Genomic DNA, 21,271 nt, shown 5'->3' on the forward strand with positions numbered 1-21,271 from the left:
CGCGATGGCGTCAGGTCAGCTACATTGATGTTGGCTGACACACCGCCATCGCGAGCAGGCTCGCTCCCACAATGATTTGGTGGACGTTGAATGCTGAGAACTCCCAGCTCCCACAATCATTCGCGCTGCTCAGCTGCGCAACACAAACGAAGGAAACAACTCCCGCAACTCGCCCCACAGCTCGGGTTGCAAGCTGTGCGCCGAGACACTGGAAAGATGAGGATCAAGCATCCGCGCAGTGCGCACCAATTGCACTGCGAAACGCCTGACGCCACGCTCGTTGAGGCGTCGGGCCAGAGTCAGCAGGCGATCAGGGTCGAACAGATGCCAATGCACCGTGGTGCGGCATTCGTAATCCACGCCGCTGTCGAGCAGGTGATCGAGACTGCGCCAATTGGCGCTACCGCTGCCTTCGACCCGGGTTACCTCCAGGGCGTCCTCGGGCAAGGCCTTGATGTCGAATCCCACCCAGTCGGCCAACCCGACCACTTTGGCAAAGGCCGCCGGCTTGATCCCGGCACTGTGCAGCCCGATGCGAAAACCCATCTGCCGCACCTCCTCCATGGCCGCTGCCAGGCCTTCCTGCAAGGTCGGCTCGCCGCCACTGAACACCACGGCGTCGAGCAGATCCTGACGGCGCTGCAAAAACGCCAGCACCCGGCACCAATCCACCTCCTCGCTGCCGCGCGGCGGGATCAGTTGCGGGTTATGGCAATAACGACAACGCCAGGCGCAGCCCTGGCAGAACAGAACGCAGGCCAACTGGCCAGGGTAATCGAGGGTGGTCAGGGGCACCAGGCCCCCGACCCGGAGCACTCGACTCATGGACGCCCGGCCGCACGTTCAGTGAAGTGCACCCGCTCGCGATGCTCGGACTGTTTGCCCGGATTGAAAGCCGCCACCGGACGGTGATAGCCCATCACTCGTGTCCAGACTTCGCAACGTTGACGCTGTGCCTGTGGAAGGGATTGTGCTGCGCTCATGGGTGAAGCTCCTTGCGGTTGATGGATCGGATCAGTGGACGCTGCCGGCAAGCTGCTGTTGCAGCAGCAAGGCTTCGTCGCATTTCGGACAGAATTCGTGTTCGCCAGCCAGGTAGCCATGCACCGGGCAGATGGAAAATGTCGGCGTCACGGTGAGGTACGGCAAGCGGAACCGCCCCAACGCCTTGCGCACCAGTTGCTTGCAGGCCTGGGTCGAGGAAATCTGCTCGGCCATGTACAGGTGCAACACGGTGCCGCCGGTATATTTGCACTGCAGTTCGTCTTGCAGCTCCAAGGCCTCGAACGGGTCGTCGGTGAACCCCACCGGCAGTTGCGACGAATTGGTGTAGTACGGTGCGACCGGGCTGCCCGCCTGCAAGATGTCCGGGAAGCGCTTGAGGTCCTCTTTGGCGAAGCGGTAGGTGGTGCCTTCGGCGGGGGTGGCTTCGAGGTTGTAGAGGTGACCGGTTTCTTCCTGGAAACGCAGGAGCGTGGCCCGCACATGGTCGAGCAGTTTCAGGGCGAACTCACGCCCTTGCTCGGTGTGCAGGCCCTGCTGGTCGTCGGTGAAATTGCGCAGCATTTCGTGCAAGCCATTCACGCCGATGGTGGAGAAATGATTACGCAAGGTGCCCAGGTAGCGCTTGGTATAGGGGTACAAGCCGGCGTCCATGTGATGCTGGATCACCTTGCGCTTGACCTCCAGGCTCTCCATCGCCAGTTCCATCAGCGCATCCAGGCGTTGCAGCAGCGCACTGGTGTTGCCCTTGTACAGGTAGCCCAGGCGGGCGCAGTTGATCGTCACCACGCCCAGGGAACCGGTCTGTTCCGCGGAGCCGAACAACCCGCCCCCGCGCTTGAGCAGCTCGCGCACGTCCAGTTGCAGGCGGCAACACATTGATCGCACCTGGTTGGGTTGCATGTCCGAATTGAGGAAGTTCTGGAAGTACGGCAAGCCATAACGGGCGGTCATTTCAAACAGCCGGTCGGCGTTCTCGCTGTCCCACGGGAAGTCGTGGGTGATGTTGTAGGTCGGAATCGGAAAGGTGAACACCCGCCCTTTCGCATCGCCGGCCTGCATCACCTCGATGTAGGCGCGGTTGAGCAGTTCCATTTCCGCTTGCAGGTCACCGTAGGCAAACGGCATTTCTTCGCCACCGATTACAGGGATCTGTTCGCGCAGATCCTGCGGGCAGACCCAGTCGAACGTAAGATTGGTGAACGGCGTCTGGGTGCCCCAGCGCGACGGAACGTTGAGGTTATAGATGAACTCCTGCAGCGACTGGCGGACCTCGTCGTAACTCAAGCGGTCCTTGCGCACATAGGGGGCCAGGTAAGTGTCGAAGGAGCTGAACGCCTGGGCACCGGCCCATTCGTTTTGCAGGGTGCCGAGGAAGTTCACCATTTGTCCCAGGGCGCTGCTCAAGTGCTTGGGTGGCCCGGCCTCGACCCGCCCCGGCACGCCGTTGAGGCCTTCGTGCAACAGCGTGCGCAGGGACCAACCGGCGCAGTAGCCGGCGAGCATGTCCAGATCGTGGATATGCAGGTCGGCCTCGCGATGCGCCTGGCCGATGGCCTGGCTGTAGACCTCGTCGAGCCAGTAGTTGGCGGTGACCTTGCCCGATACGTTGAGGATCAGCCCACCGAGGGAATAGCCCTGGTTGGCGTTGGCCTGCACACGCCAGTCTTCACGATCGAGGTATTCGTTCATCGAGGTGGCAACCTCCACCAGGGTGCGACGGTCCCGTCGCAGGCGTCCGTGTTGCTCGCGGTAGACGATGTAGGCGCGCATGGAGAGAAAGTAACCGGCGTCCATCAACACCCGTTCGACCCGGTCCTGGATCTGTTCGACGTTCAAGCGTGACTGCCCTTCCAACCGGGCCAGAACGGCTTTAAGCAATTGCTCGGCCTCGACCTCGGCATACTCACCGGTGGCCTTGCCGGCGGCAATCAATGCCTGGCGGATCTTGTCCGCATCGAAGGCGACCACACTGCCGTCGCGCTTGTGCAAACGGTTACAGCCTATCGAGATCAATGTGCTCTGCATTTTGGCTCCAGATACTACATATAGGGCTTTAGGTTTCTTTAAACACAATATGCAGTGAAGGGTACGGCCAAAGGGGTGGGTTGCAATTGATCGATATCAAGAATTGGGGGTGGGTCTGTTGGGGTGATGGTGACGGTGCGGCCCTCATCGCGAGCAGGCTCGCTCCCACAGGGATTTGCGCAAGGCCGCAAATTTTGCCCACACCCAAAGATCCCTTGTGGGAGCGAGCTTGCTCGCGATGAGGGCGGATCAGCTTGCATCAATGTTGAAGGATGCTCACCCCCCACTCATGTTCATGAACCGCACAATCTGCACCTCCCCGCCAGGATTGAAGTCATGACGCAGGGGTTTGCCGCGCAGGGCTTGTTGCACGGCGTGGACCACCGGCTGATCATCCAGCGGATAGCGCCGCAACAGACTCCGCAGGTCGAGGGAATCTTCTTGCCCGAGGCACAGCAGCAAGCGCCCCTCCACCGTCATCCGCACCCGGTTGCAACTGGCGCAGAAGTTGTGGGTGTTGGGCGAAATGAAGCCGATGCGAGTCTGCGGGTGACGCTCCAGGCGCACGTAGCGCGCCGGTCCGCCGCTGTTTTCCGCGCTGTCCAGCAGCCGGTGGTGGCTGGCGATCACCGCCCGCACCTCGTCGCTGGAGCAGAACGCCTCGCCCCGGGAACGCCCGACCTCCCCCAGGGGCATTTCCTCGATGAAGCTGATGTCGATGCGCTGGTCGATGGCGTATTGCACCAACGCCGGCACCTCGTCGAAGTTGCGCCCCTTCATCACCACGCAGTTGAGCTTGACCCGCTCGAAGCCCGCCGATGTCGCCGATTCAATCCCGGCCAGTACCTGATCGAGGTTGCCGTTTCGAGTGATTGCCCGAAAGCGTGCTCCGTCCAGGCTGTCGAGGCTGATGTTCATGCGCTTCACCCCGGCATCGACAAGAGGCCGGGCCAGTCGTCCGAGCTGCGAGCCGTTGCTGGTCATCACCAACTCCCGCAAGCCAGGCAATGCCGCGATCTCGCGGCACAGCCCGACAATGCCCGGGCGGATCAACGGCTCGCCACCGGTCAGGCGAATCTTCTTTACCCCCAGCCCGACGAACAACCGCGCCAGGCGCTGCAACTCCTCCAGGGTCAACACTTGCTGGCGCGGCAGGAAGGTCATGTTTTTCGCCATGCAGTACACACAGCGAAAATCACAACGATCGGTCACCGACATCCGCAGATAATCGATCTGGCGCCCAAATCCGTCCTGCAACAGCGTGTTCATGAATACCCCCCTGATGGACCCGATGCTCACTGCACCAGCGGCGAGTCAGCGCCCTGGAGATGAATGCCACGGATGTCCGCCGCACCGATCAGGGTTTGCAGGTACTGCACCAGTGCTTTCTGCCAGACGCCTTGCTGCAACTGGGTACGAATCGCCGTCGCCACCGCCTCGTAAGGCAGCGGCTGGCCGTCGATGCGCTGGTCGACACTGATCACGTGCCAGCCATAGCGACTTTCCAGCGGCGTGCCACACAGCCCCGCCGGCAACCCGAAAAGTTGGCGCTCCAGTTCGGGCACGGTCTGGCCCTTGCTGATCTGCCCCAGAGAGCCACCCTGCTCCTTGGACGGACACGCCGAATACTTCTGTGCCAGCTCGGCGAAACTGCCAGGAAACTGGTCCAGCCGCTCCAGCAGCAACTCGGCCTGGACGTGGGCCAGGCTGCGGGCCTCGGCATCGTCCGGCGCGCATTCGAGCAGGATATGCCGCACCGCCAGCAGCGGGGCGCTGTGAAAGCGCGCCCGGTTGCTCTGGAAGTAACGCAGGCAGGTCGCTTCGTCACACTGCGGCACCTGCACTTCACGTTCGAGCAACAGCCGCGTCGCCGCTTCCTCTTCGTTCTCACCGGCACCGACCTGCAACGCCAGGCCCAGCTCGGCAATCCGTTGCTGGAGCAACTCACGGATCACCAAGGCCCGTGCCGCCTGATAGACCGCTTCCTCGCGACTTTCGGCCGGATGGTATTGCAGCTCCAGGGCCATTGCCTGCGGGCTGATCGACACGCCGTTGACGCTGATGATCGGCCACTCCTGCTCACTGCTGGCGATCAACTGCGAAGGTGCTTGTTCCTGCACCGCCGACCCGGCCTGGACCGGTTCGAACGGCACCGCACCGGGCGCTTCGACATCGGTCATCGCAGCTGCCTTTGCCGAAGAACCACAACCGCCACCGCCGCCATTACCGCCGCCACATCCGCATCCACTTGTCATGGTCGTCTCCTCAGAACTTCTGCCGAACGATTTGATAACGCCGACCCAGGTACCAGACCGGCGCACTGACGATGTGCACCAGACGGGTGAACGGGAACAGCACGAACAGCGTCAGGCCCAACAGCACATGGAGCTTGTAGACCAGGCCTACCGGCGCCATCGAGGTCGCGGCTTCCACTGGACGCAGCAGCACGGTGTTCTGGGCCCAGTCGGCCAGCATCACCATCACCGAGCCATCCATGTGTGCGGTCGAGGCAACGATGGTCATCAGGCCGAGCACCAGTTGCACCAGCAGCACCACCAGCACCAGGATGTCGGAGGTATTTGAGGTGGCTCGAACCCGTGGATCGGTCAGGCGCCGGTTGAGCAACATCAGCAACCCGACCAGGCCCAGCACACCGAAGAAGCCACCGGAGACCATTGCCAGCAACTGCTTGTGCTCGGTGCTCAGCACATGGTGGTAGACCGCCGATGGCGTCAGCAGACCGACGAAATGCCCGGCCAGCACGAACAGCACGCCGACGTGGAACAGGTTGCTCGCTACCCGCATGCCGCCCTTGCTGAGCATCTGGCTGGAGCCGGCCTTCCAGGTGTACTGGGACAAGTCGAACCGTGCCCAACTGCCGATCAGGCAAATCGCCAGGGCGACATAGGGGTAGACCCCGAACAACAACAGATCCCATTTAGACATTGCCCACCTCCCCGGCAGGCGCAGCGGCCCGCCCTTCATGCTGAAAATCCACCCAGTGCAACGGCACCGCACTTTCTTCCCGGGCCTTGCCCGGCGCGCTTGGCATAGAGCTGCAACGGTCCTGCTGCTCGGCCTTCATGAAATCCACCGCCTCTTCTTCCCAGACCCGGTCCAGGGCTTCGAGGGAATCGTCCCGTGGCTCGGCCTTCACTTGCTCGCGCAGTTCGGCGACCGCGCCCTGGGGTTCGGCCCCGGCGATCTGCAACAAGGCCCGGAAACAACTGGCATAGACGCTTTCACGCTCCTCCAAGCGTGCCGCGAGCAAGGCCAGCAGATGCGCGACATCCGCCAGGCCCTCGCGGGCCTCCAGGTCTTCGCGGGTGGAGAGGAACTCCAGGTACAGCGGGAGGTAGTCAGGCAGCTCCTTGATGCCGATGGCGAAACCGGCTTCTTCGTACTGGGCCAGCATGTCTACCATGGCCTGGCCGCGGTCGCGGGACTCGCCATGGACATGCTCGAACAGCAGCAGCGACAGCGAACGCCCGCGTCCAAACAACGCGCCGTAATGCTCCTGGCCATCCATCAGGTCCGTACCGCAAATCGTCTCCAGCAGTTCGAACAACCCCGCCCGTTGGTTCGGGCTGATTTCCCGTGCCTGGAGAATCGCCTGTTCCAACTCGTCACGACCGGCCACCAGGGTCTCGGTCGGGTAGTCGAGCAGCAACGAAATCACCTTGAGAATGCGCATGCTCATTCCTCCCACAACTGCACGGTCTTGATCACGTCACGCCGGTTGGCCTTCTTGCCACCGAACATGTTGGTGTCGGAGCTGCCGCTGCAACCACTGCCGAAGCTGAAGCCGCAACCGGAACGCTCGGCGAACGCATCGCTCATGGCGTCTTCGCGGTGCGCGCTGGGCACTACGAAGCGGTCTTCATAGTTGGCGATGGCCAGGTAGCGGTACATCTCTTCAACCTGATTTACATCCAGGCCGACATCGGCCAGCACTTGCAGGTCTTGTACGCCATCGACCTGTTCGGAGCGTTTGTAGGCCCGCATCGCCAGCAGGCGCTTGAGGGCGCGCTTGACCGGTTTTTCATCGCCGGCGGTCAGCAGGTTCGCCAGGTAGCGCAGGGGAATGCGCAGGCTGTCGACATCCGGCAGGACGCCGTTCATGCCCACTGTGCCGGCTGCGGCGGCGTTCTGGATCGGCGACAGTGGCGGTACGTACCAGACCATCGGCAAGGTGCGGTATTCCGGGTGCAACGGCAGTGCGAGTTTCCAGTCCACGGCCATTTTGTAGACCGGCGAGCGTTGCGCCGAGTCGATCACCGACTGCGGCACGCCGTCGGCCAGGGCCTGGCGGATCACCGCCGGGTCGTTCGGGTCGAGGAAAATCTCCAGCTGTTTCTCGTACAGGTCATGCTCGTTGGCGGTGCTGGCCACTTCGCTGATGCGGTCGGCGTCATACAGCAGCACACCCAAGTAGCGAATGCGACCGACGCAGGTTTCGGCGCAGACGGTCGGCATCCCGGCTTCGATGCGCGGGTAGCAGAAGATGCATTTTTCCGACTTGCCGCTTTTCCAGTTGAAGTAGATCTTCTTGTACGGGCAGCCACTGATGCACATGCGCCAGCCACGGCATTTTTCCTGGTCGATCAGGACGATGCCGTCCTCTTCACGCTTATAGATTGCGCCGCTCGGGCAGGACGCCGCGCACGCCGGATTGAGGCAGTGCTCGCACAGGCGCGGCAGGTACATCATGAAGGTGTTTTCGTACTCGCCGTAGATGTCCGCCTGGATCTGGTCGAAGTTCTTGTCCTTGCGCCGCTTGGCAAACTCGGTGCCGAGGATTTCCTCCCAGTTCGGGCCCCATTCGATTTTCTCCATGCGCTTGCCCGACACCAGCGAACGCGGCCGCGCGACCGGCTGATGCTCGCCCAGCGGTGCGGTGTGCAGATGTTGGTAGTCGAAGTCGAACGGTTCGTAATAGTCGTCCAGGCCCGGCAGGTCGGGGTTGGCGAAGATGTTCGCCAGCACCCGGAACTTGCCGCCGATGCGCGGGTTGATCGAGCCGTCGGCGTTACGGATCCAGCCGCCCTTCCACTTGTCCTGGTTTTCCCACTCCTTGGGATAGCCGATACCCGGCTTGGTCTCGACGTTGTTGAACCAGGCGTATTCCATGCCTTCGCGGCTGGTCCAGACGTTCTTGCAGGTGATCGAACAGGTGTGGCAGCCGATGCATTTGTCCAGGTTCAGGACCATGCCGATTTGTGAGCGGATCTTCATCTCAGTTCTCCTCGATATCGGTCGGCAGTGGACGCGGCAGATCATCGCCACTGGAACCGTCGAGCCAGTCGACCTTGGCCATTTTTCGCACCACGACGAACTCGTCGCGGTTGCACCCGACCGTGCCGTAATAGTTGAAACCGTAGGCCTGCTGGGCGTAGCCGCCGATCATGTGGGTCGGCTTGAGCACCACGCGGGTGACCGAGTTGTGGTGGCCGCCGCGGGTCTTGGTGGTCTCCGCGCCGGGTACGTTCACGATCCGTTCCTGGGCGTGATACATCATCACCATGCCTTCCTTGACCCGCTGGCTGACCACGGCACGGGCGGTCAACGCGCCGTTGGCGTTGAAGCACTCGACCCAGTCGTTGTCCTCGATGCCGGCGCGCCGGGCGTCGATTTCCGAGAGCCAGATGATCGGTCCGCCGCGGCTCAGGGTGAGCATCAGCAGGTTGTCGGTGTAGGTGCTGTGGATGCCCCATTTTTGGTGCGGAGTGATCCAGTTCAGAACGATCTCAGTGTGGCCATTGGTGCGCTTGCCCTTGACCACTTCGATGGTCCGGGTGTTGACCGGCGGCCGATAGCTCATCAACTGCTCGCCGAACGCCTGCATCCACGGGTGATCCTGGTAAAACTGTTGGCGACCGGTGATGGTGCGCCATGGGATCGACTCATGGACGTTGGTGTAGCCGGCGTTGTAGCTCACGTGATCGTCTTCCAGGCCGGACCAGGTCGGGCTGGAAATGATCTTGCGCGGCTGGGCCTGGATGTCGCGGAAGCGAATCGCTTCGTGCTCCTTGGACACCGCCAGGTGGCTGTGGTCGATTCCGGTGAACTCCGACAGTGCCGCCCAGGCCTTGACCGCCACGTGACCGTTGGTTTCCGGCGCCAGGGACAGGATCACTTCGGCGGCGTCGATGGCGCTGTCGATCTTCGGCCGGCCCTGGCTGATGCCTGAATCGACTTCGCGGTGGTTCAGCTCACCCAGGAATTTCACCTCGACGTCGGTGTTCCAGTTGATGCCCTTGCCGCCGTTGCCGAGTTTTTCCAGCAGCGGGCCCAGTGAGGTGAACTGCTTGTAGATGTTCGGGTAGTCGCGCTCCACCACTTGCAGGTTCGGTGCGTTCTTGCCCGGTTGCGGCACCTCGCCGGCGGTTTTCCAGTCGGTCCCGCCAAATGGCTGGGCTAGTTCGCCGACGCTGTCATGCATCAAGGGTACGGTGACCAGGTCTTTCTCGACACCCAGGTGCCCGACCGCCATGGCCGAAAACGCCTTGGCGATGCCCTTGTAGATTTCCCAGTCCGAACGCGACTCCCAGGCCGGGTCGATGGCTGCCGACAACGGGTGAATGAACGGGTGCATGTCCGAGGTGTTCATGTCGTCCTTTTCGTACCAGGTGGCGGTCGGCAGGACGATGTCGGAGTACACGCAGGTCGAGGACATGCGGAAATCCAGGGTGGTCACCAGGTCGAGCTTGCCGACGGCGCCTTCGTCCACCCACTCGGCCTCGGTGGGCTTGCAGTGACCGACCTTGCCGATGTCCTCGTTCATCACACCGTTCTTGGTGCCCAGCAGGTACTTGAGCATGTACTCGTGGCCCTTGCCCGAGGAGCCCAGCAGGTTGGAGCGCCAGATGAACATGTTGCGCGGGAAGTTCACCGGGTTGTCCGGTTGCTCGCAGGCAAAACGCAGGGAACCGTCCTGCAGCGACTTGACCACGTAGTCTTTCGGGTCCAGGCCTGCGGCGGCGGCATCCCGGCAGATGTGCAGCGGGTTGGTGTTGAGTTGCGGCGCACTGGGCAACCAGCCGGCCCGCTCGGCGCGGATGTTGTAGTCCAGGGCGTGTTCGGGGAACTGCGACTTGTCGGCCAGCGGCGAGAGCACGTCGTGCATGTTCATCTTCTCGTGGCGCCACTGGGAGCTGTGGCCATAGAAGAAGCTGGTGCCGTTCATTTGCCGTGGCGGACGGTTCCAGTCCAGGCCGAAGGCCAGGGGCAGCCAGCCGCACTGCGGACGGAGTTTTTCCTGGCCGACGTAGTGGGCCCAGCCACCGCCGGTCTGGCCGATGCAACCGCAAAGCATGAGCATGTTGATCAGCCCGCGGTAGTTCATGTCCATGTGGTACCAGTGGTTCATCGCCGCACCGACGATGATCATCGAGCGTCCACGGGTCTTGTCGGCGTTGTCGGCGAACTCGCGGGCGATCTGGATCGCCTTCTCACGGCTCACGCCGGTGATCTGCTCCTGCCAGGCCGGGGTGCCGGGCACCGAGGCGTCGTCGTAGTCCTTGGCGACGTTGGCGCCGCCCAGGCCACGGTCGATGGCCAGGTTGGCCGCCGACAGGTCGAACACCGTCGCGACTTTCGCCACGCTGCCGTCGGCCAGCACCACACTGTGCACCGGCACCCGGCGGAACTGCACCGCGTCGCCCGCCACGTGCTGGAAGTGTTCCTGGGACTCGCCGGCAAAGTACGGGAACGCCACCTCGGCCACGTCGCCGCCGATCAGGCTGAGCTTGAGGTCGATCTCACGGCCCTCGCCGCCTTCACGCGGCAGGATGTTCCACTTGCCCTTCTCGCCCCAGCGATAGCCGATGGAACCCTGGGGCGAAACCAGTTGGCCGTCGGCATCCAGGGCAATGGTTTTCCATTCCGGATTGTTGTCCTGGCCGAGGTTGTCGGTCAGGTCGCTGGCCCGCAGGAAGCGGTCCGGTTGGTAGCCTGAACCGGGCGCCGCGCCGAGCATCGGCTTGAGCACCACCAGCACCGGCAGGTCGGTGTAGCGCTTGGCGTAGTCGGTGAAGTAAGCGCTGGGCTTGTCCAGGTGGAATTCTTTGAAGATCACATGGTTGAAGGCCTGGGCCAGCGCCGCGTCGGTGCCCTGCTTGGGGTTGAGCCACAGGTCGGTGAGCTTGGCGACTTCCGAATAGTCCGGGGTGATCGCCACGGTCTTGGTGCCCTTGTAGCGTACTTCGGTGAAGAAGTGCGCATCGGGGGTCCGGGTCTGCGGGACGTTGGAACCCCAGGCGATGATGTAGTTGGAGTTGTACCAGTCGGCCGATTCCGGCACGTCGGTCTGCTCGCCCCAGACCATCGGCGAGGCCGGTGGCAGGTCGCAGTACCAATCATAGAAGCTCAGGCACGCGCCGCCGATCAGCGACAGGTAACGGGCGCCGGCGGCGTAGCTGACCATCGACATGGCCGGGATCGGCGAGAAGCCCACCACCCGGTCAGGACCGTGCTGCTTGACGGTGTAGACGTTCGCCGCCGCAATGATCTCGTTGACTTCTTCCCAGTTCGAACGGATGAACCCGCCCATGCCGCGCTTGCTCTTGTACGAGTCGGCCTTGGCCTTGTTCTCGACGATGCTGGCCCAGGCCTCCACCGGCGGCAGGGTCTGGCGCGCCTGGCGCCACAGCTTGAGCAACGGCTTGCGCACCTTCGGGTACTTGAGCCGGTTGGCACTGTAGATATACCAGCTGTAGCTGGCGCCCCGAGGGCAACCGCGGGGCTCGTGGTTGGGCAGGTCGTTACGGGTACGCGGGTAATCGGTCTGCTGGGTTTCCCAAGTGATAAGACCGTTCTTGGCATAGATTTTCCACGAGCACGACCCGGTGCAGTTCACCCCGTGGGTGGAGCGCACGATCTTGTCGTACTGCCAGCGGGAACGGTAGACGTTCTCCCAGTCCCGGGACTCCTTGCGGGTCTCGCCATGCCCCTCGGAAAACTCGCCTTGCTTGCGGTTGAAGAACCGCAGTTGATCCAGTAAATGACTCACAGTGTCTTTCCTCTCAGGCTTGCTCCGCGGGGTCTGCGCCCCGCCCACGCAACAGGTAAAAAGTTCGTCTCAGCAGGGGGTCGCGGCACCTTTGCGCGCGTACCACCACCAGGTCACCAGGATGCAACTCAGGTAAAAGCCGACGAACATGTAGAAGGCCATCTCCGGGCCGCCGGTCAGGGCCATCGAAGTGCCGAACGATTTGGGAATGAAGAACGCACCGAAGGCGCCCATGGCCGAGCTGAAACCCAGCACCGCCGCCGACTCCTTGCCGGCGTTCTTGAGCGCTTGCTCGCGCTGCTCGGGCTTTTTGCCCAGGGCGGCTTTTTCATGCAGGGTGCGGAAGATCACCGGGATCATGCGGAACGTGGAGCCGTTGCCCACACCGGTGGTGATGAACAGCAGCATGAACATGCCCAGGAAGCCGTAGAAGCTGCCACCCTGCCCGCCCTGTGGCAGGAAATGCATGACCCCGAACACCATCGCGATCATCAGCACGAAGTTCCACAAGGTGACCTTGGCGCCGCCGAGCTTGTCCGCCAGCCAGCCACCCAACGGCCGGACCAGCGCGCCCACCAGCGGGCCGAGGAAAGCGAATTTCAGCGCGATGACTTCCGGGAACGCGGTTTTAATCAACAACGGAAACGCCGCGGAGAAACCGATGAACGAGCCGAAAGTCGCCAGGTACAGCCAGCACATCAGCCAGTTGTGCTTGCGCTTGAAGATCACCGCCTGCTCGCTGAACGAAGCACGGGCGCTGGACAGGTCGTTCATGCCAAACCAGGCGATCAGAGTCACGGCCAGGATGAACGGCACCCAGATGAAACCGGCGTTCTGCAACCACAGCGAGCTGCCATCGGCGAGCACTTGCGGCTGGCCGCCCATGAAGCCGAACACGCCGAAGGAAATCACCAGCGGCACACAGAACTGCATCACCGACACGCCCAGGTTACCCAGCCCGGCGTTCAGCCCCAGGGCGGTGCCTTGTTGCGACTTGGGATAGAAGAAGCTGATGTTGGACATGCTCGACGCGAAGTTGCCGCCACCGAAACCGCACAGCAGGGCGATCAGCACGAACACACTGTACGGCGTGCCCGGATCCTGCACCGCGAAGCCCATCCACAGCGCAGGGATCAGCAGCGACGCGGTGCTCAACGCGGTCCAGCGGCGGCCGCCGAAAATCGGCACCATGAATGAATAGAACACCCGCAAGGTGGCCCCCGACAGCCCCGGCAGCGCCGCCAGCCAGAACAGCTGGTCGGTGCTGAAGCTGAAACCGATGGCGTTCAGGCGCACGATCACCGTGCTCCAGACCATCCATACCGCGAAGGCCAGCAACAGCGCCGGGATCGAGATCCACAGATTGCGTCGTGCGGTCTGCTTGCCGCTGCGCCCCCAGAACGCTGGGTCTTCCGGGCGCCAGTCGTGAATCACCGGGCCTTTGTCAGGCGTTTGTAGAACGGACATGTTCTTCTCCTTGGGCAATGCTGGAAAACGGGGCCTGGCTGGCGGGCGGTTGCTTGCCCAGCAGCGGGCGCTGGCGGATTTCGCTGACGTACATCCAGATCAGCGAGACCCAGACCACGCCGTACAGCAACATGAAGCAGGACGAGCGCACGCCGGTGAGGTCCACCAGCGCGCCAAACATGATCGGCAGCACGAACCCGCCCAGGCCGCCGGCCAGGCCGACAATGCCGGACACAGCGCCCATGTTTTTCGGGTAGTCGTTGGCGATGTACTTGAAGACCGAGGCCTTGCCGAACGCGAAGGCAATGCCCATCACGAACAGCAGAACGGTGAACAGCGTGGCGTTGAGACCGATGTGGAAATCGACGATGCCGTTGACGGTCTGCACTTGCAGTTGGGTTTGCGGATAGGACAGCAGAAACAGGCAGATCCAGCTGACCCACAGCACCCACCAGGTGACGCTCTGGGCGCCCCAGCGGTCCGACATCCAGCCGCCGACGGCCCGCAGCACGCCGCCAGGCAGCGAGAAACAGGCCGCCAGCAGTGCCGCGCTTTGCAGGCTGAAGCCGTATTCCTGCACGTAGTATTTGGTCATCCACAGGGCCAGGGCCACGTAGCCACCGAACACGATCGAGTAGTACTGGCAGTAGCGCCACACGGCCGGCTCTTTCAACGCCTTGAGCTGTTCGCGCAAGCCGGCGCCACCGCTGCTGCGGTGTTCCTTCTTCTCGGCGGTGAGGAACCAGAACAGCAGCGCGGTGATGAACAGGATGGCGCTGAATACCTTCGGCACCAGGTGCCAGCTGCCGAGGGCAATCAACGCCGGGGCGAGGAATTTGGTGACCGCCGAACCTGCGTTGCCAGCGCCGAACACGCCCATTGCAAAGCCCTGGTTCTGTTTGTCGAACCACTTGGCGACATAGGCAATGCCGACCGAGAACGAACCGCCGGCCAACCCGACGAACAGGCCCAGTACCAGGAACTGCCAGAACGCGGTCGCCAAGGTGATCAGGTACAGGGGCAGCACGCAGGCGAGCATCAGCAGGAAGAACACGATCCGCCCGCCGAAGCGGTCGGTCAGAAGTCCCAGGGGCAGACGCATCAAGGATCCGGTCAGCACTGGCGTAGCGGCCAACAGGCCGAACTGGGTCTCATTGAGGGCGAGCAATTGCTTGATCGGCACGCCCAGCACGGCAAACATCATCCAGACCATGAAGCACACGGTGAAGGCCAGGGTACTCATCCCCAGTACCAGCCCTTGTTGCACTTGCGCTCGCATCACGACGCACCCCAGTCAGTTCGATGGGCGCAGACTAGTGATGCCTACCCCGCAGAAACTTGACCTGGGTCAACGAGCCCCTGGGGGGCCGTGGCCTATGCTTGGCCCGCCTACCTCCAAGGTGGTAGACCGGAACATTGATAAAACCCTTTGTTTATCAAGGTTCTGAACAGGTTGGCCGAGGCTTTCAGGGAAACGGAGCGGCCGACAACTCTTTAGAGGTAGTGCACCCAGGATCGGCTGCAACACCCCAGTTCCAGGCGCGATCCATGTCCAGGTATCCGATTTTCTTGCAGAGCCAGCCGCGATGATGCGCTGGCTGCGCAGCTCCCTGCCCGCTCGCGCCGGGCTGGCGGTGATCCTCATCGCCGTCCTGGCTCTCGCCAGTTCCTTGAGCGCCGGCCTGATCGCCTGGTTCAGCCAGGGCGACGCCGCGGCCATCAACACCGCCGGCTCCGTGCGCATGGAGACCTATCACCTGAGCTGGAAGCTGGCGGCGGGCGACAGCACCGAGATCCCGGCGATCACCGCCAGCCTGCAACAACGCCTCGACAGCCCTTCCCTGCGCGCCGTGCTGGAAGACGGGCCGACCACCTCCTTGCGCCAGAGCTACCTGAACCTCGTGCAACGCTGGAACCAGACCCTGCGCCCGGCCATCGAGCGCGGCGACGGGGCGTTCTTTCAGGCCAGTGCCAGTTCCTTCGTCGAGCAACTGGACCAGTTCGTCAACCTGCTGCAACGCCAGAGCGAGCACAAACAGGGCTGGCAACAGGCGATCCAGGGCATGGCGCTGTTCAGCACCATGATCATTCTGTTGATCGGCCTGTATGAATTGCAGTACGCAGTGGTCTCGCCCTTGCAGGAGCTGGTGGACGCAACCCAGCGCTTCCGGCGTGGCGAGTTCCAGGTACGGGTCAATCATCAGTCCGAGGATGAACTGGGCCAGTTGGCGACCAGCTTCAACACCATGGCCGAGACCATCGAGCAATCCCACCGCACCCTGGAGGATCAGGTCCGGCAGAAGACCTTGCACCTGCAACAGGCCAACGCCGCCCTGGAACTGCTCTACCAGAGCAGCCGCAGCCTGGCGACACGCCAGGCGAATGCCGAGGGCCTGGATGAATTGATCGCACGCTTCCAGCAACGGTTGCCGGGCCTGCGTCTGTCGCTGTGCCTGCAAGGGCAACTGCAAGCACCCGCGCGGCAGCTGCTGGCCTTGCATGGCGCCAACAGCCGCCAGGTGTGTGCCAGCAGCGACTGCGCCACCTGCGACAAACACCACGCCGCTCGTCCGCAGGCCTTCAGCATCAGCAACCAGGGCAACGAACTGGGTGAACTCAAGGCGCATTTTGTCGACGGGCATGCAGCACAGCCCTGGGAAACCGAACTGATCCAGGCCCTGGCCAACCTGATCGGCACCTCGCTGTCCCTCAAGCGCCAGCGCGAACAGGACCATCGCCTGCTGTTGCTCGACGAGCGCACGATCATTGCCCGCGAGCTGCATGACTCCCTGGCCCAGGCCTTGTCGTACATGAAGCTGCAAGTGAGCCGCATGCAGACCCTGATGCGTCGGGGCGAACCGGTGCAGACCCTGGAAACCGTCACTGGCGAACTGCGTGAAGGGCTGAACAATGCCTACCGTCAACTGCGGGAATTGCTCACCACGTTCCGCTTGCAGATCCACGACGATGGCCTGGTGGAAGAACTCAAGGACACCGCCGAGGAGTTTTCCAACCGCGGGGATTTCCAGGTGCACCTGTTCATCGACAGCCTGGCCTTCGAACTCTCGGCCAGCGAACAGATTCACATCCTGCAGATTACCCGCGAGGCCCTGTCCAACTGCCTGCGCCACGCCCATGCCGAGAACGCCTGGCTGGAACTGCGCCAGGAAGGCGAAACCGTACGGCTGTCGATCGAAGACGACGGCCGGGGCTTTTGCGGCGAGGTGGACCAGCGCGAGCATCATGGCTTGAACATCATGAACGAACGGGCACGCAGCTTGCGCGGGCAACTGCAGATTCTCTCCCGGACACCCCAGGGCACCCGTATCCAGGTGCAGTTCCAACCGGAATTCCTGGGCCAACACGCTGAAGGCATCGCCCTATGAACGCGCCCCTGCGCCATTCCCTCTTATTGGTCGACGACCACCCGATGATGCGTCGCGGAATCCGCCAGATGCTGGAGCTTGAAGACGACCTGCGGATCGTCGGTGAAGCCAGTCACGGCGAAGAAGCCCTGGCGCTGATCGAACCGCTCAAGCCCGACCTGGTGCTGCTGGACAACAACATGCCGCAGATGAACGGCATCGAGACCCTGCGCCGGCTGCGCGCCATGCATTACACCGGCAAGGTGCTGCTGTTCACTGTGTCCGATGCCGAGGACGACATTCGCGACGCGCTGCGCCTGGATGCCAACGGCTACCTGCTCAAGGACATGGAACCCGAGTTGTTGATTCAGTACATCCGCGACGCCCTGGATGGTGCCCTGGTGATCAGCCCCGGCCTGACCCGCGCCATGGCCCAGGCCCTGCGCTCCCCGCCACGCCAGACCGAGGTGGAACTGACCGAACGCGAACGCCAGGTGCTCAAGGCCATCGCCAGCGGCTACAGCAACAAGGTCATCGGCCACAAGCTCGGCATTACCGAAGGCACGGTGAAGGTCCACGTGAAAAACCTGCTGCACAAACTCGGCCTGCGCTCCCGGGTCGAAGCCGCGGTATGGGCGATGGAGCATCTGCGCGGCGCGGGCTAGCCATCCGCTCTACGCTCCCACAGGGGTTTGGCGTTTAACAGACTGCCCATCCCTCTTCCGAGGTAAGCCTGCCGAGGCATAGGCCCGGGGGCGTCCCGGGCCCTACCATGACGGCACGCGGAGGTACGCCATGCTGACCCACCCTTCCATCGTTTTACTGTTGCGTCGCCATCACCTGTTCAGCCAATTGCCGGAGCGGGTTTTCGAAGACGTCTGCAACCTCGCCGTGCTCAAGCGCCTGGATTGCAACAGCACCCTCATGCACCAGGGCGACCCGGCCAGGCGGTTCTTCTTGCTGGTCAGTGGCCAGATCAAACTGTTCCGGGTCACCGGCGAAGGCCAGGAAAACCTGGTGGAGATCATCCAGCCGGGACAGACGTTCGCCGAGGCGTTGCTGTTCAGCCAGGCCCGTTGCTACCCGGTCAGCGCGGCGGCAATCAAGGACAGCGTCTTGGTGAGCATCGAAGGCACTCACTATCGTAAGGCCCTGGAAGACCAGCCCCAGGTCTGCCTGGCAATTCTGGGAAGCATGAGTATCCACCTGCACCAACGCCTCAAGGACATCGACAACCTGACCCTGGCCAGCGCCAGCCGACGGGTCATCAATTTCCTGTTGCAGGAACGCGATCCCCGCGACGGCCAGGTGGTGCTGCAAGTGTCCAAGCGCCTGGTGGCCTCCAAGCTGGGGATTCAGCCGGAGACCTTCTCGCGGATCCTGCATCGGCTGGTGGACGGCGGGTTGATTGCCATGGAGCGGCGCAATATCCGGATTTTGGCTGAGGATCAGTTAATGGATTACCAACAGTAAACCGCGTCCCCCTGTGGCGAGGGAGCTTGCTCCCGCTGGGCTGCGCAGCAGCCCCCAACAAGCCCCCCCCACATACCTGACGCACCGCAGTGACTGACCCAAGGGCCGCTTCGCAGCCCAGCGGGAGCAAGCTCCCTCGCCACAGGTGCTGTGCGCTTCAATCTGTCTCTGGCATCCCTTTCATCATCGGCACCAGATACTCGAACAACACATTCCCCTGCTCATCCGTGCAATCGACCCCGAAGCGCTTGCGCAAGCCCAACTGGCTCAGGATCACATGCACATCGGCCTTCAATGCGTGCTGCTGCAAACAGCCCTGCACGCATTGCAAGGGACAGCCGTCCAGCGCAATGATCCGCCGTCCCGAGCGTGCCTTGTTGACCAGCGCCGCGACATGCCCGCCCACCCCGACGATGCAGGACATCTCGGCCAGGCCTGCCCGATCCAGGCGCAGGGCGACGGTATTGGCCAGCTGCGCGACGTTGGAGCAGCCGGAGCAGGAGTACACCAGGGGCAAATCATCGAGAGCGTTCATCTCATCCCACCGTTGCCAGGCCTTTCCCCGCCCGCTCCAGGTTGCGCCACAACCAGGGCGGCAACACGTCCGGGTCGAGGCTGTCGATCAGGTTTTTCAGTGCCAGCCCCAGTTCGGTATCCCCTTCGATCACCAGTCGCCGCCGGAAGAACAGCGTGTCCGGATCCTCCTGACGGCTGGCCAACAGCAGGAACTCACGCCAATTGCCGCTGATGGTGACCTGGGCCTCGGCCCGTTCGGCGATGCGCAAGCCGTCGCGGGCCAGGGTCAGGTACCAGCACAACTTCAAGTCGAGCACCCGCAGGCACAACCAGCGCCCGCGCAGCACATCGAACCCGCCATCGCCCAGCGGCTCGGCCAGGCAGCGGTTGAGGGCCTGCTGCAACGCCAGGCGCTGCACCACGAACGGCACCTTGCCCACCAGCGGCAACAAGCGATCGGCGCTTTTGAGCAGCCATTTTTTCGGACTCAGCACAGGCCCGCCTCCTCTACCTTGAGCATGCCGGCATGGCCATGCCAGTAACCGTTGCAACCCTCGACATACAGCGGCGGCGCCTCGCCCTGACGGACTTTGTCGAACGCCGTGACCACCTCGGCCATGCCCTGGGCCCGCGGACTCAGGCGCAGTACATCCGCGCCGCAGGCGACCAATGCCGGGTAGTCGGCCAGCAGGTTGGTGATCTCGCCTGACATCGTCTGGATGCCGTTGAGGGTGAACAGTTGCTGGCCTTCCTGACTGCTTAACGCCAGGCCATCGGGGTAATTGATGCAGCAGAACTGGCAATCGTCCTTGGGCCGGTTTTCGGCCCGGGCGGCAAAGCAGCGCGCCGAGTAGGCCAAGGGCAGATGACCGTAGGCAAAGATCTCCACCTCGGGCACCTCGCGGCCCAGTTCGCGCACCTGCTCCAGCACATCGGCAATCAGCGCGGCGGAGCATTCCACCGGCGGCACCCAACGCATCATGCCGCTGTCGAGCAACTGCCCGAGGGCATGCCCGTTGTACAGGTTCAGCGCCGGTCCGCCCACGAACGGCAGCTTGCGCTCGGCAAGAAACTGCACCGCGCCCATGTCGTTGGCTTCCACCAGCAACTGGCCGTTGTCACACAACCGGCGCAAGGTCGACAGCTCCGAGGCGGCCTCGATCAGCGTCAGGCTCGATAACACGATCTGCGCCTGACTGCAGCCTTGCAGCTCGCGGCCCAGGCCCAACCATTGATCCAGCGAGAGTGCCCGGCGCTTGGAACACACGGTTTCTCCAAGGTAAATCACGTCCAGCGGCAATGCCGACATCTCGGCATAAAAATTCCCCAGTTGCGTCTTGTCCCAGTAAAACAGGACCGGTCCCAGGCTGAGTTTCATCGGACCTCCTTCATTGCCATGATCGATGGTAGGCACCCAGCGTGGTCTGGCTGCCTTCGGACAGCCCGGCCAGCGCCTGGCGCCATTCTTCGCGTACCCGGAACCGCTGTGGCGCGGCCTGGTGGGCATCCAGTGCAGCGCGCCAGACCCGGGTCACTTGCTCGACATAAGCCGGGCTGCGCTGGCGGCCTTCGATCTTCACCGCTTCGACACCGATGGCGACCAGCTCCGGCAGCAGGTCCAGGGTGTCGAGGCTGGTGGGTTCTTCCAGCGCGTGGAAACGCTTGCCGCCCACCAGGAAGCGGCCCTTGCACAGCGTCGGATAGCCGGCCGGCTCTTCGGGTGTGTAGCGGTCGATCAGCACCTCGCTCAGGCGTGCGCTCAAGCCTTGGGCGTCTTCGCTCCAGCGCACCGCCTTGGCTGGCGAGCAGACGCCGCAGAGGTTCGGCGATTCGCCTGTGATGTAGGAAGACAGGTGACAGCGGCCCTCGGCCATGATGCACAGGCTACCGAAACCGAAGACCTCGATCGGCACCGGGCTGGCCGCAGCCACCTGCCGCACCTGGGCCAGGGACAGCACCCGTGGCAGCACCGCACGGCGGATGTCGTAGCGCTGGGCATAAAAACCCAGGGCCGCGGCATGGGTCGCCGAGCCCTGGACCGACAGATGCAGCGCCAATCGGGGATGACGCTGGGTGGCGTAGCCGAGCACACCGGGGTCGGCGGCAATCAGCGCATCGACGCCGAAATCCGCAGCGCGATCCACCGCTCGTTGCCAGCGCTCCCAGCCCTTGGGTTGCGGGTAGGTGTTGACCGCCACGTACAGCTTGCGTTGGTGCTGGCGAATATGCGCGACCGCTGCGTCGAATTGTTTGTCGTCCATGTTCAGCCCGGCGAAATGCCGGGCATTGGTGTCGTCGCGAAAGCCGACATAGACGGCATCGGCGCCTTGGCGCACCGCCGCTTTGAGGGCAGGCAGGTTCCCTGCCGGGCAAACCAGTTGCATGGGGCATCCTCAGGAGAAAACACAAG

The 21,271-nt window shown here is 62.9% G+C and carries 18 protein-coding genes; 3 read left to right on the forward strand and 15 right to left on the reverse strand.

Annotated features, from left to right (window positions below; all coding sequences use genetic code 11):
- Positions 1 to 129 precede the first annotated feature (129 nt).
- The 11 genes from ACLEJQ_RS06115 to ACLEJQ_RS06165 form a co-directional block, all read right to left on the reverse strand.
- On the reverse strand, positions 130 to 825 hold the full coding sequence (locus tag ACLEJQ_RS06115) for an anaerobic ribonucleoside-triphosphate reductase activating protein (protein WP_440793124.1): 696 nt from the start codon (positions 823 to 825) through the stop codon (positions 130 to 132).
- A complete protein-coding gene (gene nrdD / locus ACLEJQ_RS06120) occupies positions 822 to 983 on the reverse strand; it encodes an anaerobic ribonucleoside-triphosphate reductase (protein ID WP_280639811.1) in 162 nt (53 codons plus the stop codon). Before nrdD ends, ACLEJQ_RS06115 begins: the two co-directional genes overlap by 4 nt.
- A 31-nt stretch (positions 984 to 1,014) precedes the next feature.
- A complete protein-coding gene (locus tag ACLEJQ_RS06125) occupies positions 1,015 to 3,030 on the reverse strand; it encodes a ribonucleoside triphosphate reductase (RefSeq protein WP_440793127.1) in 2,016 nt (671 codons plus the stop codon).
- A 276-nt stretch (positions 3,031 to 3,306) separates the two neighbouring features.
- Positions 3,307 to 4,299: a GTP 3',8-cyclase MoaA gene (moaA, locus tag ACLEJQ_RS06130; protein WP_440793129.1), complete on the reverse strand. Its 993-nt coding sequence runs from the start codon at positions 4,297 to 4,299 to the stop codon at positions 3,307 to 3,309.
- Between the two features lie 26 nt (positions 4,300 to 4,325).
- Positions 4,326 to 5,285 carry a peptidylprolyl isomerase gene (locus tag ACLEJQ_RS06135; RefSeq protein ID WP_440793131.1) on the reverse strand — a complete coding sequence of 320 codons (960 nt, stop codon included), beginning with the start codon at positions 5,283 to 5,285 and terminating at the stop codon, positions 4,326 to 4,328.
- 10 nt (positions 5,286 to 5,295) lie between these two features.
- Positions 5,296 to 5,976, reverse strand: coding sequence for a respiratory nitrate reductase subunit gamma (gene narI, locus ACLEJQ_RS06140; protein WP_440793133.1), 681 nt, complete (start codon positions 5,974 to 5,976; stop codon positions 5,296 to 5,298).
- Positions 5,969 to 6,724 (reverse strand): nitrate reductase molybdenum cofactor assembly chaperone, encoded by a 756-nt coding sequence (gene narJ / locus ACLEJQ_RS06145; RefSeq protein WP_440793135.1) that lies wholly within the window; start codon positions 6,722 to 6,724, stop codon positions 5,969 to 5,971. Before narJ ends, narI begins: the two co-directional genes overlap by 8 nt.
- Positions 6,725 to 6,726: 2 nt before the next feature.
- On the reverse strand, positions 6,727 to 8,265 hold the full coding sequence (narH, locus tag ACLEJQ_RS06150) for a nitrate reductase subunit beta (RefSeq protein WP_440793137.1): 1,539 nt from the start codon (positions 8,263 to 8,265) through the stop codon (positions 6,727 to 6,729).
- Position 8,266: 1 nt separating this feature from the next.
- Complete coding sequence (locus ACLEJQ_RS06155) at positions 8,267 to 12,040, reverse strand: nitrate reductase subunit alpha (RefSeq protein WP_440793139.1); 3,774 nt, start codon at positions 12,038 to 12,040, stop codon at positions 8,267 to 8,269.
- Positions 12,041 to 12,109: 69 nt separating this feature from the next.
- Entirely contained in the window at positions 12,110 to 13,507 is a 1,398-nt protein-coding gene (locus ACLEJQ_RS06160) for a NarK family nitrate/nitrite MFS transporter (RefSeq protein WP_440793141.1), read from the reverse strand.
- Positions 13,485 to 14,786 (reverse strand): MFS transporter, encoded by a 1,302-nt coding sequence (locus tag ACLEJQ_RS06165; protein ID WP_440793143.1) that lies wholly within the window; start codon positions 14,784 to 14,786, stop codon positions 13,485 to 13,487. Before ACLEJQ_RS06165 ends, ACLEJQ_RS06160 begins: the two co-directional genes overlap by 23 nt.
- Positions 14,787 to 15,093: 307 nt before the next feature.
- On the opposite strand from ACLEJQ_RS06165, the gene ACLEJQ_RS06170 reads away from it, so the two are divergent.
- The 3 genes from ACLEJQ_RS06170 to ACLEJQ_RS06180 all read left to right on the forward strand — a co-directional run bounded on the left by ACLEJQ_RS06170 (position 15,094) and on the right by ACLEJQ_RS06180 (position 18,345).
- Positions 15,094 to 16,893 carry a HAMP domain-containing protein gene (locus tag ACLEJQ_RS06170; RefSeq protein WP_440793145.1) on the forward strand — a complete coding sequence of 600 codons (1,800 nt, stop codon included), beginning with the start codon at positions 15,094 to 15,096 and terminating at the stop codon, positions 16,891 to 16,893.
- Positions 16,890 to 17,537, forward strand: a complete 648-nt coding sequence (gene narL / locus ACLEJQ_RS06175; protein ID WP_440793148.1) for a two-component system response regulator NarL — start codon at positions 16,890 to 16,892, stop codon at positions 17,535 to 17,537. The genes ACLEJQ_RS06170 and narL overlap by 4 nt, the downstream gene beginning before the upstream one ends.
- A 130-nt stretch (positions 17,538 to 17,667) precedes the next feature.
- The gene (locus tag ACLEJQ_RS06180) at positions 17,668 to 18,345 is read left to right on the forward strand and encodes a Crp/Fnr family transcriptional regulator (RefSeq protein WP_440793150.1); all 678 of its coding nucleotides are present in this window, start codon (positions 17,668 to 17,670) and stop codon (positions 18,343 to 18,345) included.
- A 157-nt stretch (positions 18,346 to 18,502) separates the two neighbouring features.
- On the opposite strand, the gene ACLEJQ_RS06185 is transcribed toward ACLEJQ_RS06180, so the two are convergent.
- Genes ACLEJQ_RS06185 through ubiU form a run of 4 tightly spaced genes read right to left on the reverse strand, consistent with a single transcriptional unit; the run spans position 18,503 to position 21,245 of the window.
- Positions 18,503 to 18,880 carry a putative zinc-binding protein gene (locus ACLEJQ_RS06185; RefSeq protein WP_440793152.1) on the reverse strand — a complete coding sequence of 126 codons (378 nt, stop codon included), beginning with the start codon at positions 18,878 to 18,880 and terminating at the stop codon, positions 18,503 to 18,505.
- Position 18,881: 1 nt separating this feature from the next.
- Positions 18,882 to 19,355, reverse strand: a complete 474-nt coding sequence (gene ubiT / locus ACLEJQ_RS06190) for a ubiquinone anaerobic biosynthesis accessory factor UbiT (RefSeq protein ID WP_440793154.1) — start codon at positions 19,353 to 19,355, stop codon at positions 18,882 to 18,884.
- Entirely contained in the window at positions 19,349 to 20,239 is an 891-nt protein-coding gene (locus ACLEJQ_RS06195; RefSeq protein ID WP_440793156.1) for a U32 family peptidase, read from the reverse strand. Before ACLEJQ_RS06195 ends, ubiT begins: the two co-directional genes overlap by 7 nt.
- 10 nt (positions 20,240 to 20,249) lie before the next feature.
- Positions 20,250 to 21,245: a ubiquinone anaerobic biosynthesis protein UbiU gene (gene ubiU / locus ACLEJQ_RS06200; protein ID WP_440793158.1), complete on the reverse strand. Its 996-nt coding sequence runs from the start codon at positions 21,243 to 21,245 to the stop codon at positions 20,250 to 20,252.
- Between the last annotated feature and the right edge of the window lie 26 nt (positions 21,246 to 21,271).

Origin of the sequence: Pseudomonas sp. SMV71, assembly GCF_052042015.1 — a bacterium.
In the GTDB taxonomy this organism is placed as follows: domain Bacteria; phylum Pseudomonadota; class Gammaproteobacteria; order Pseudomonadales; family Pseudomonadaceae; genus Aquipseudomonas.

What these genes read in the sequence shown, in the direction of transcription:
- nrdD (WP_280639811.1), bottom strand. Translation starts at nt 983, where the DNA reads ATGAGCGCAGCACAATCCCTTCCACAGGCACAGCGTCAACGTTGCGAA.
- ACLEJQ_RS06170 (WP_440793145.1), top strand. Translation starts at nt 15,094, where the DNA reads ATGATGCGCTGGCTGCGCAGCTCCCTGCCCGCTCGCGCCGGGCTGGCG.
- ubiU (WP_440793158.1), bottom strand. Translation starts at nt 21,245, where the DNA reads ATGCAACTGGTTTGCCCGGCAGGGAACCTGCCTGCCCTCAAAGCGGCG.
- ACLEJQ_RS06160 (WP_440793141.1), bottom strand. Translation starts at nt 13,507, where the DNA reads ATGTCCGTTCTACAAACGCCTGACAAAGGCCCGGTGATTCACGACTGG.
- narJ (WP_440793135.1), bottom strand. Translation starts at nt 6,724, where the DNA reads ATGCGCATTCTCAAGGTGATTTCGTTGCTGCTCGACTACCCGACCGAG.
- ACLEJQ_RS06135 (WP_440793131.1), bottom strand. Translation starts at nt 5,285, where the DNA reads ATGACAAGTGGATGCGGATGTGGCGGCGGTAATGGCGGCGGTGGCGGT.
- moaA (WP_440793129.1), bottom strand. Translation starts at nt 4,299, where the DNA reads ATGAACACGCTGTTGCAGGACGGATTTGGGCGCCAGATCGATTATCTG.
- narL (WP_440793148.1), top strand. Translation starts at nt 16,890, where the DNA reads ATGAACGCGCCCCTGCGCCATTCCCTCTTATTGGTCGACGACCACCCG.
- ACLEJQ_RS06115 (WP_440793124.1), bottom strand. Translation starts at nt 825, where the DNA reads ATGAGTCGAGTGCTCCGGGTCGGGGGCCTGGTGCCCCTGACCACCCTC.
- narH (WP_440793137.1), bottom strand. Translation starts at nt 8,265, where the DNA reads ATGAAGATCCGCTCACAAATCGGCATGGTCCTGAACCTGGACAAATGC.
- narI (WP_440793133.1), bottom strand. Translation starts at nt 5,976, where the DNA reads ATGTCTAAATGGGATCTGTTGTTGTTCGGGGTCTACCCCTATGTCGCC.
- ACLEJQ_RS06165 (WP_440793143.1), bottom strand. Translation starts at nt 14,786, where the DNA reads ATGCGAGCGCAAGTGCAACAAGGGCTGGTACTGGGGATGAGTACCCTG.
- ACLEJQ_RS06180 (WP_440793150.1), top strand. Translation starts at nt 17,668, where the DNA reads ATGCTGACCCACCCTTCCATCGTTTTACTGTTGCGTCGCCATCACCTG.
- ACLEJQ_RS06125 (WP_440793127.1), bottom strand. Translation starts at nt 3,030, where the DNA reads ATGCAGAGCACATTGATCTCGATAGGCTGTAACCGTTTGCACAAGCGC.
- ACLEJQ_RS06185 (WP_440793152.1), bottom strand. Translation starts at nt 18,880, where the DNA reads ATGAACGCTCTCGATGATTTGCCCCTGGTGTACTCCTGCTCCGGCTGC.
- ACLEJQ_RS06195 (WP_440793156.1), bottom strand. Translation starts at nt 20,239, where the DNA reads ATGAAACTCAGCCTGGGACCGGTCCTGTTTTACTGGGACAAGACGCAA.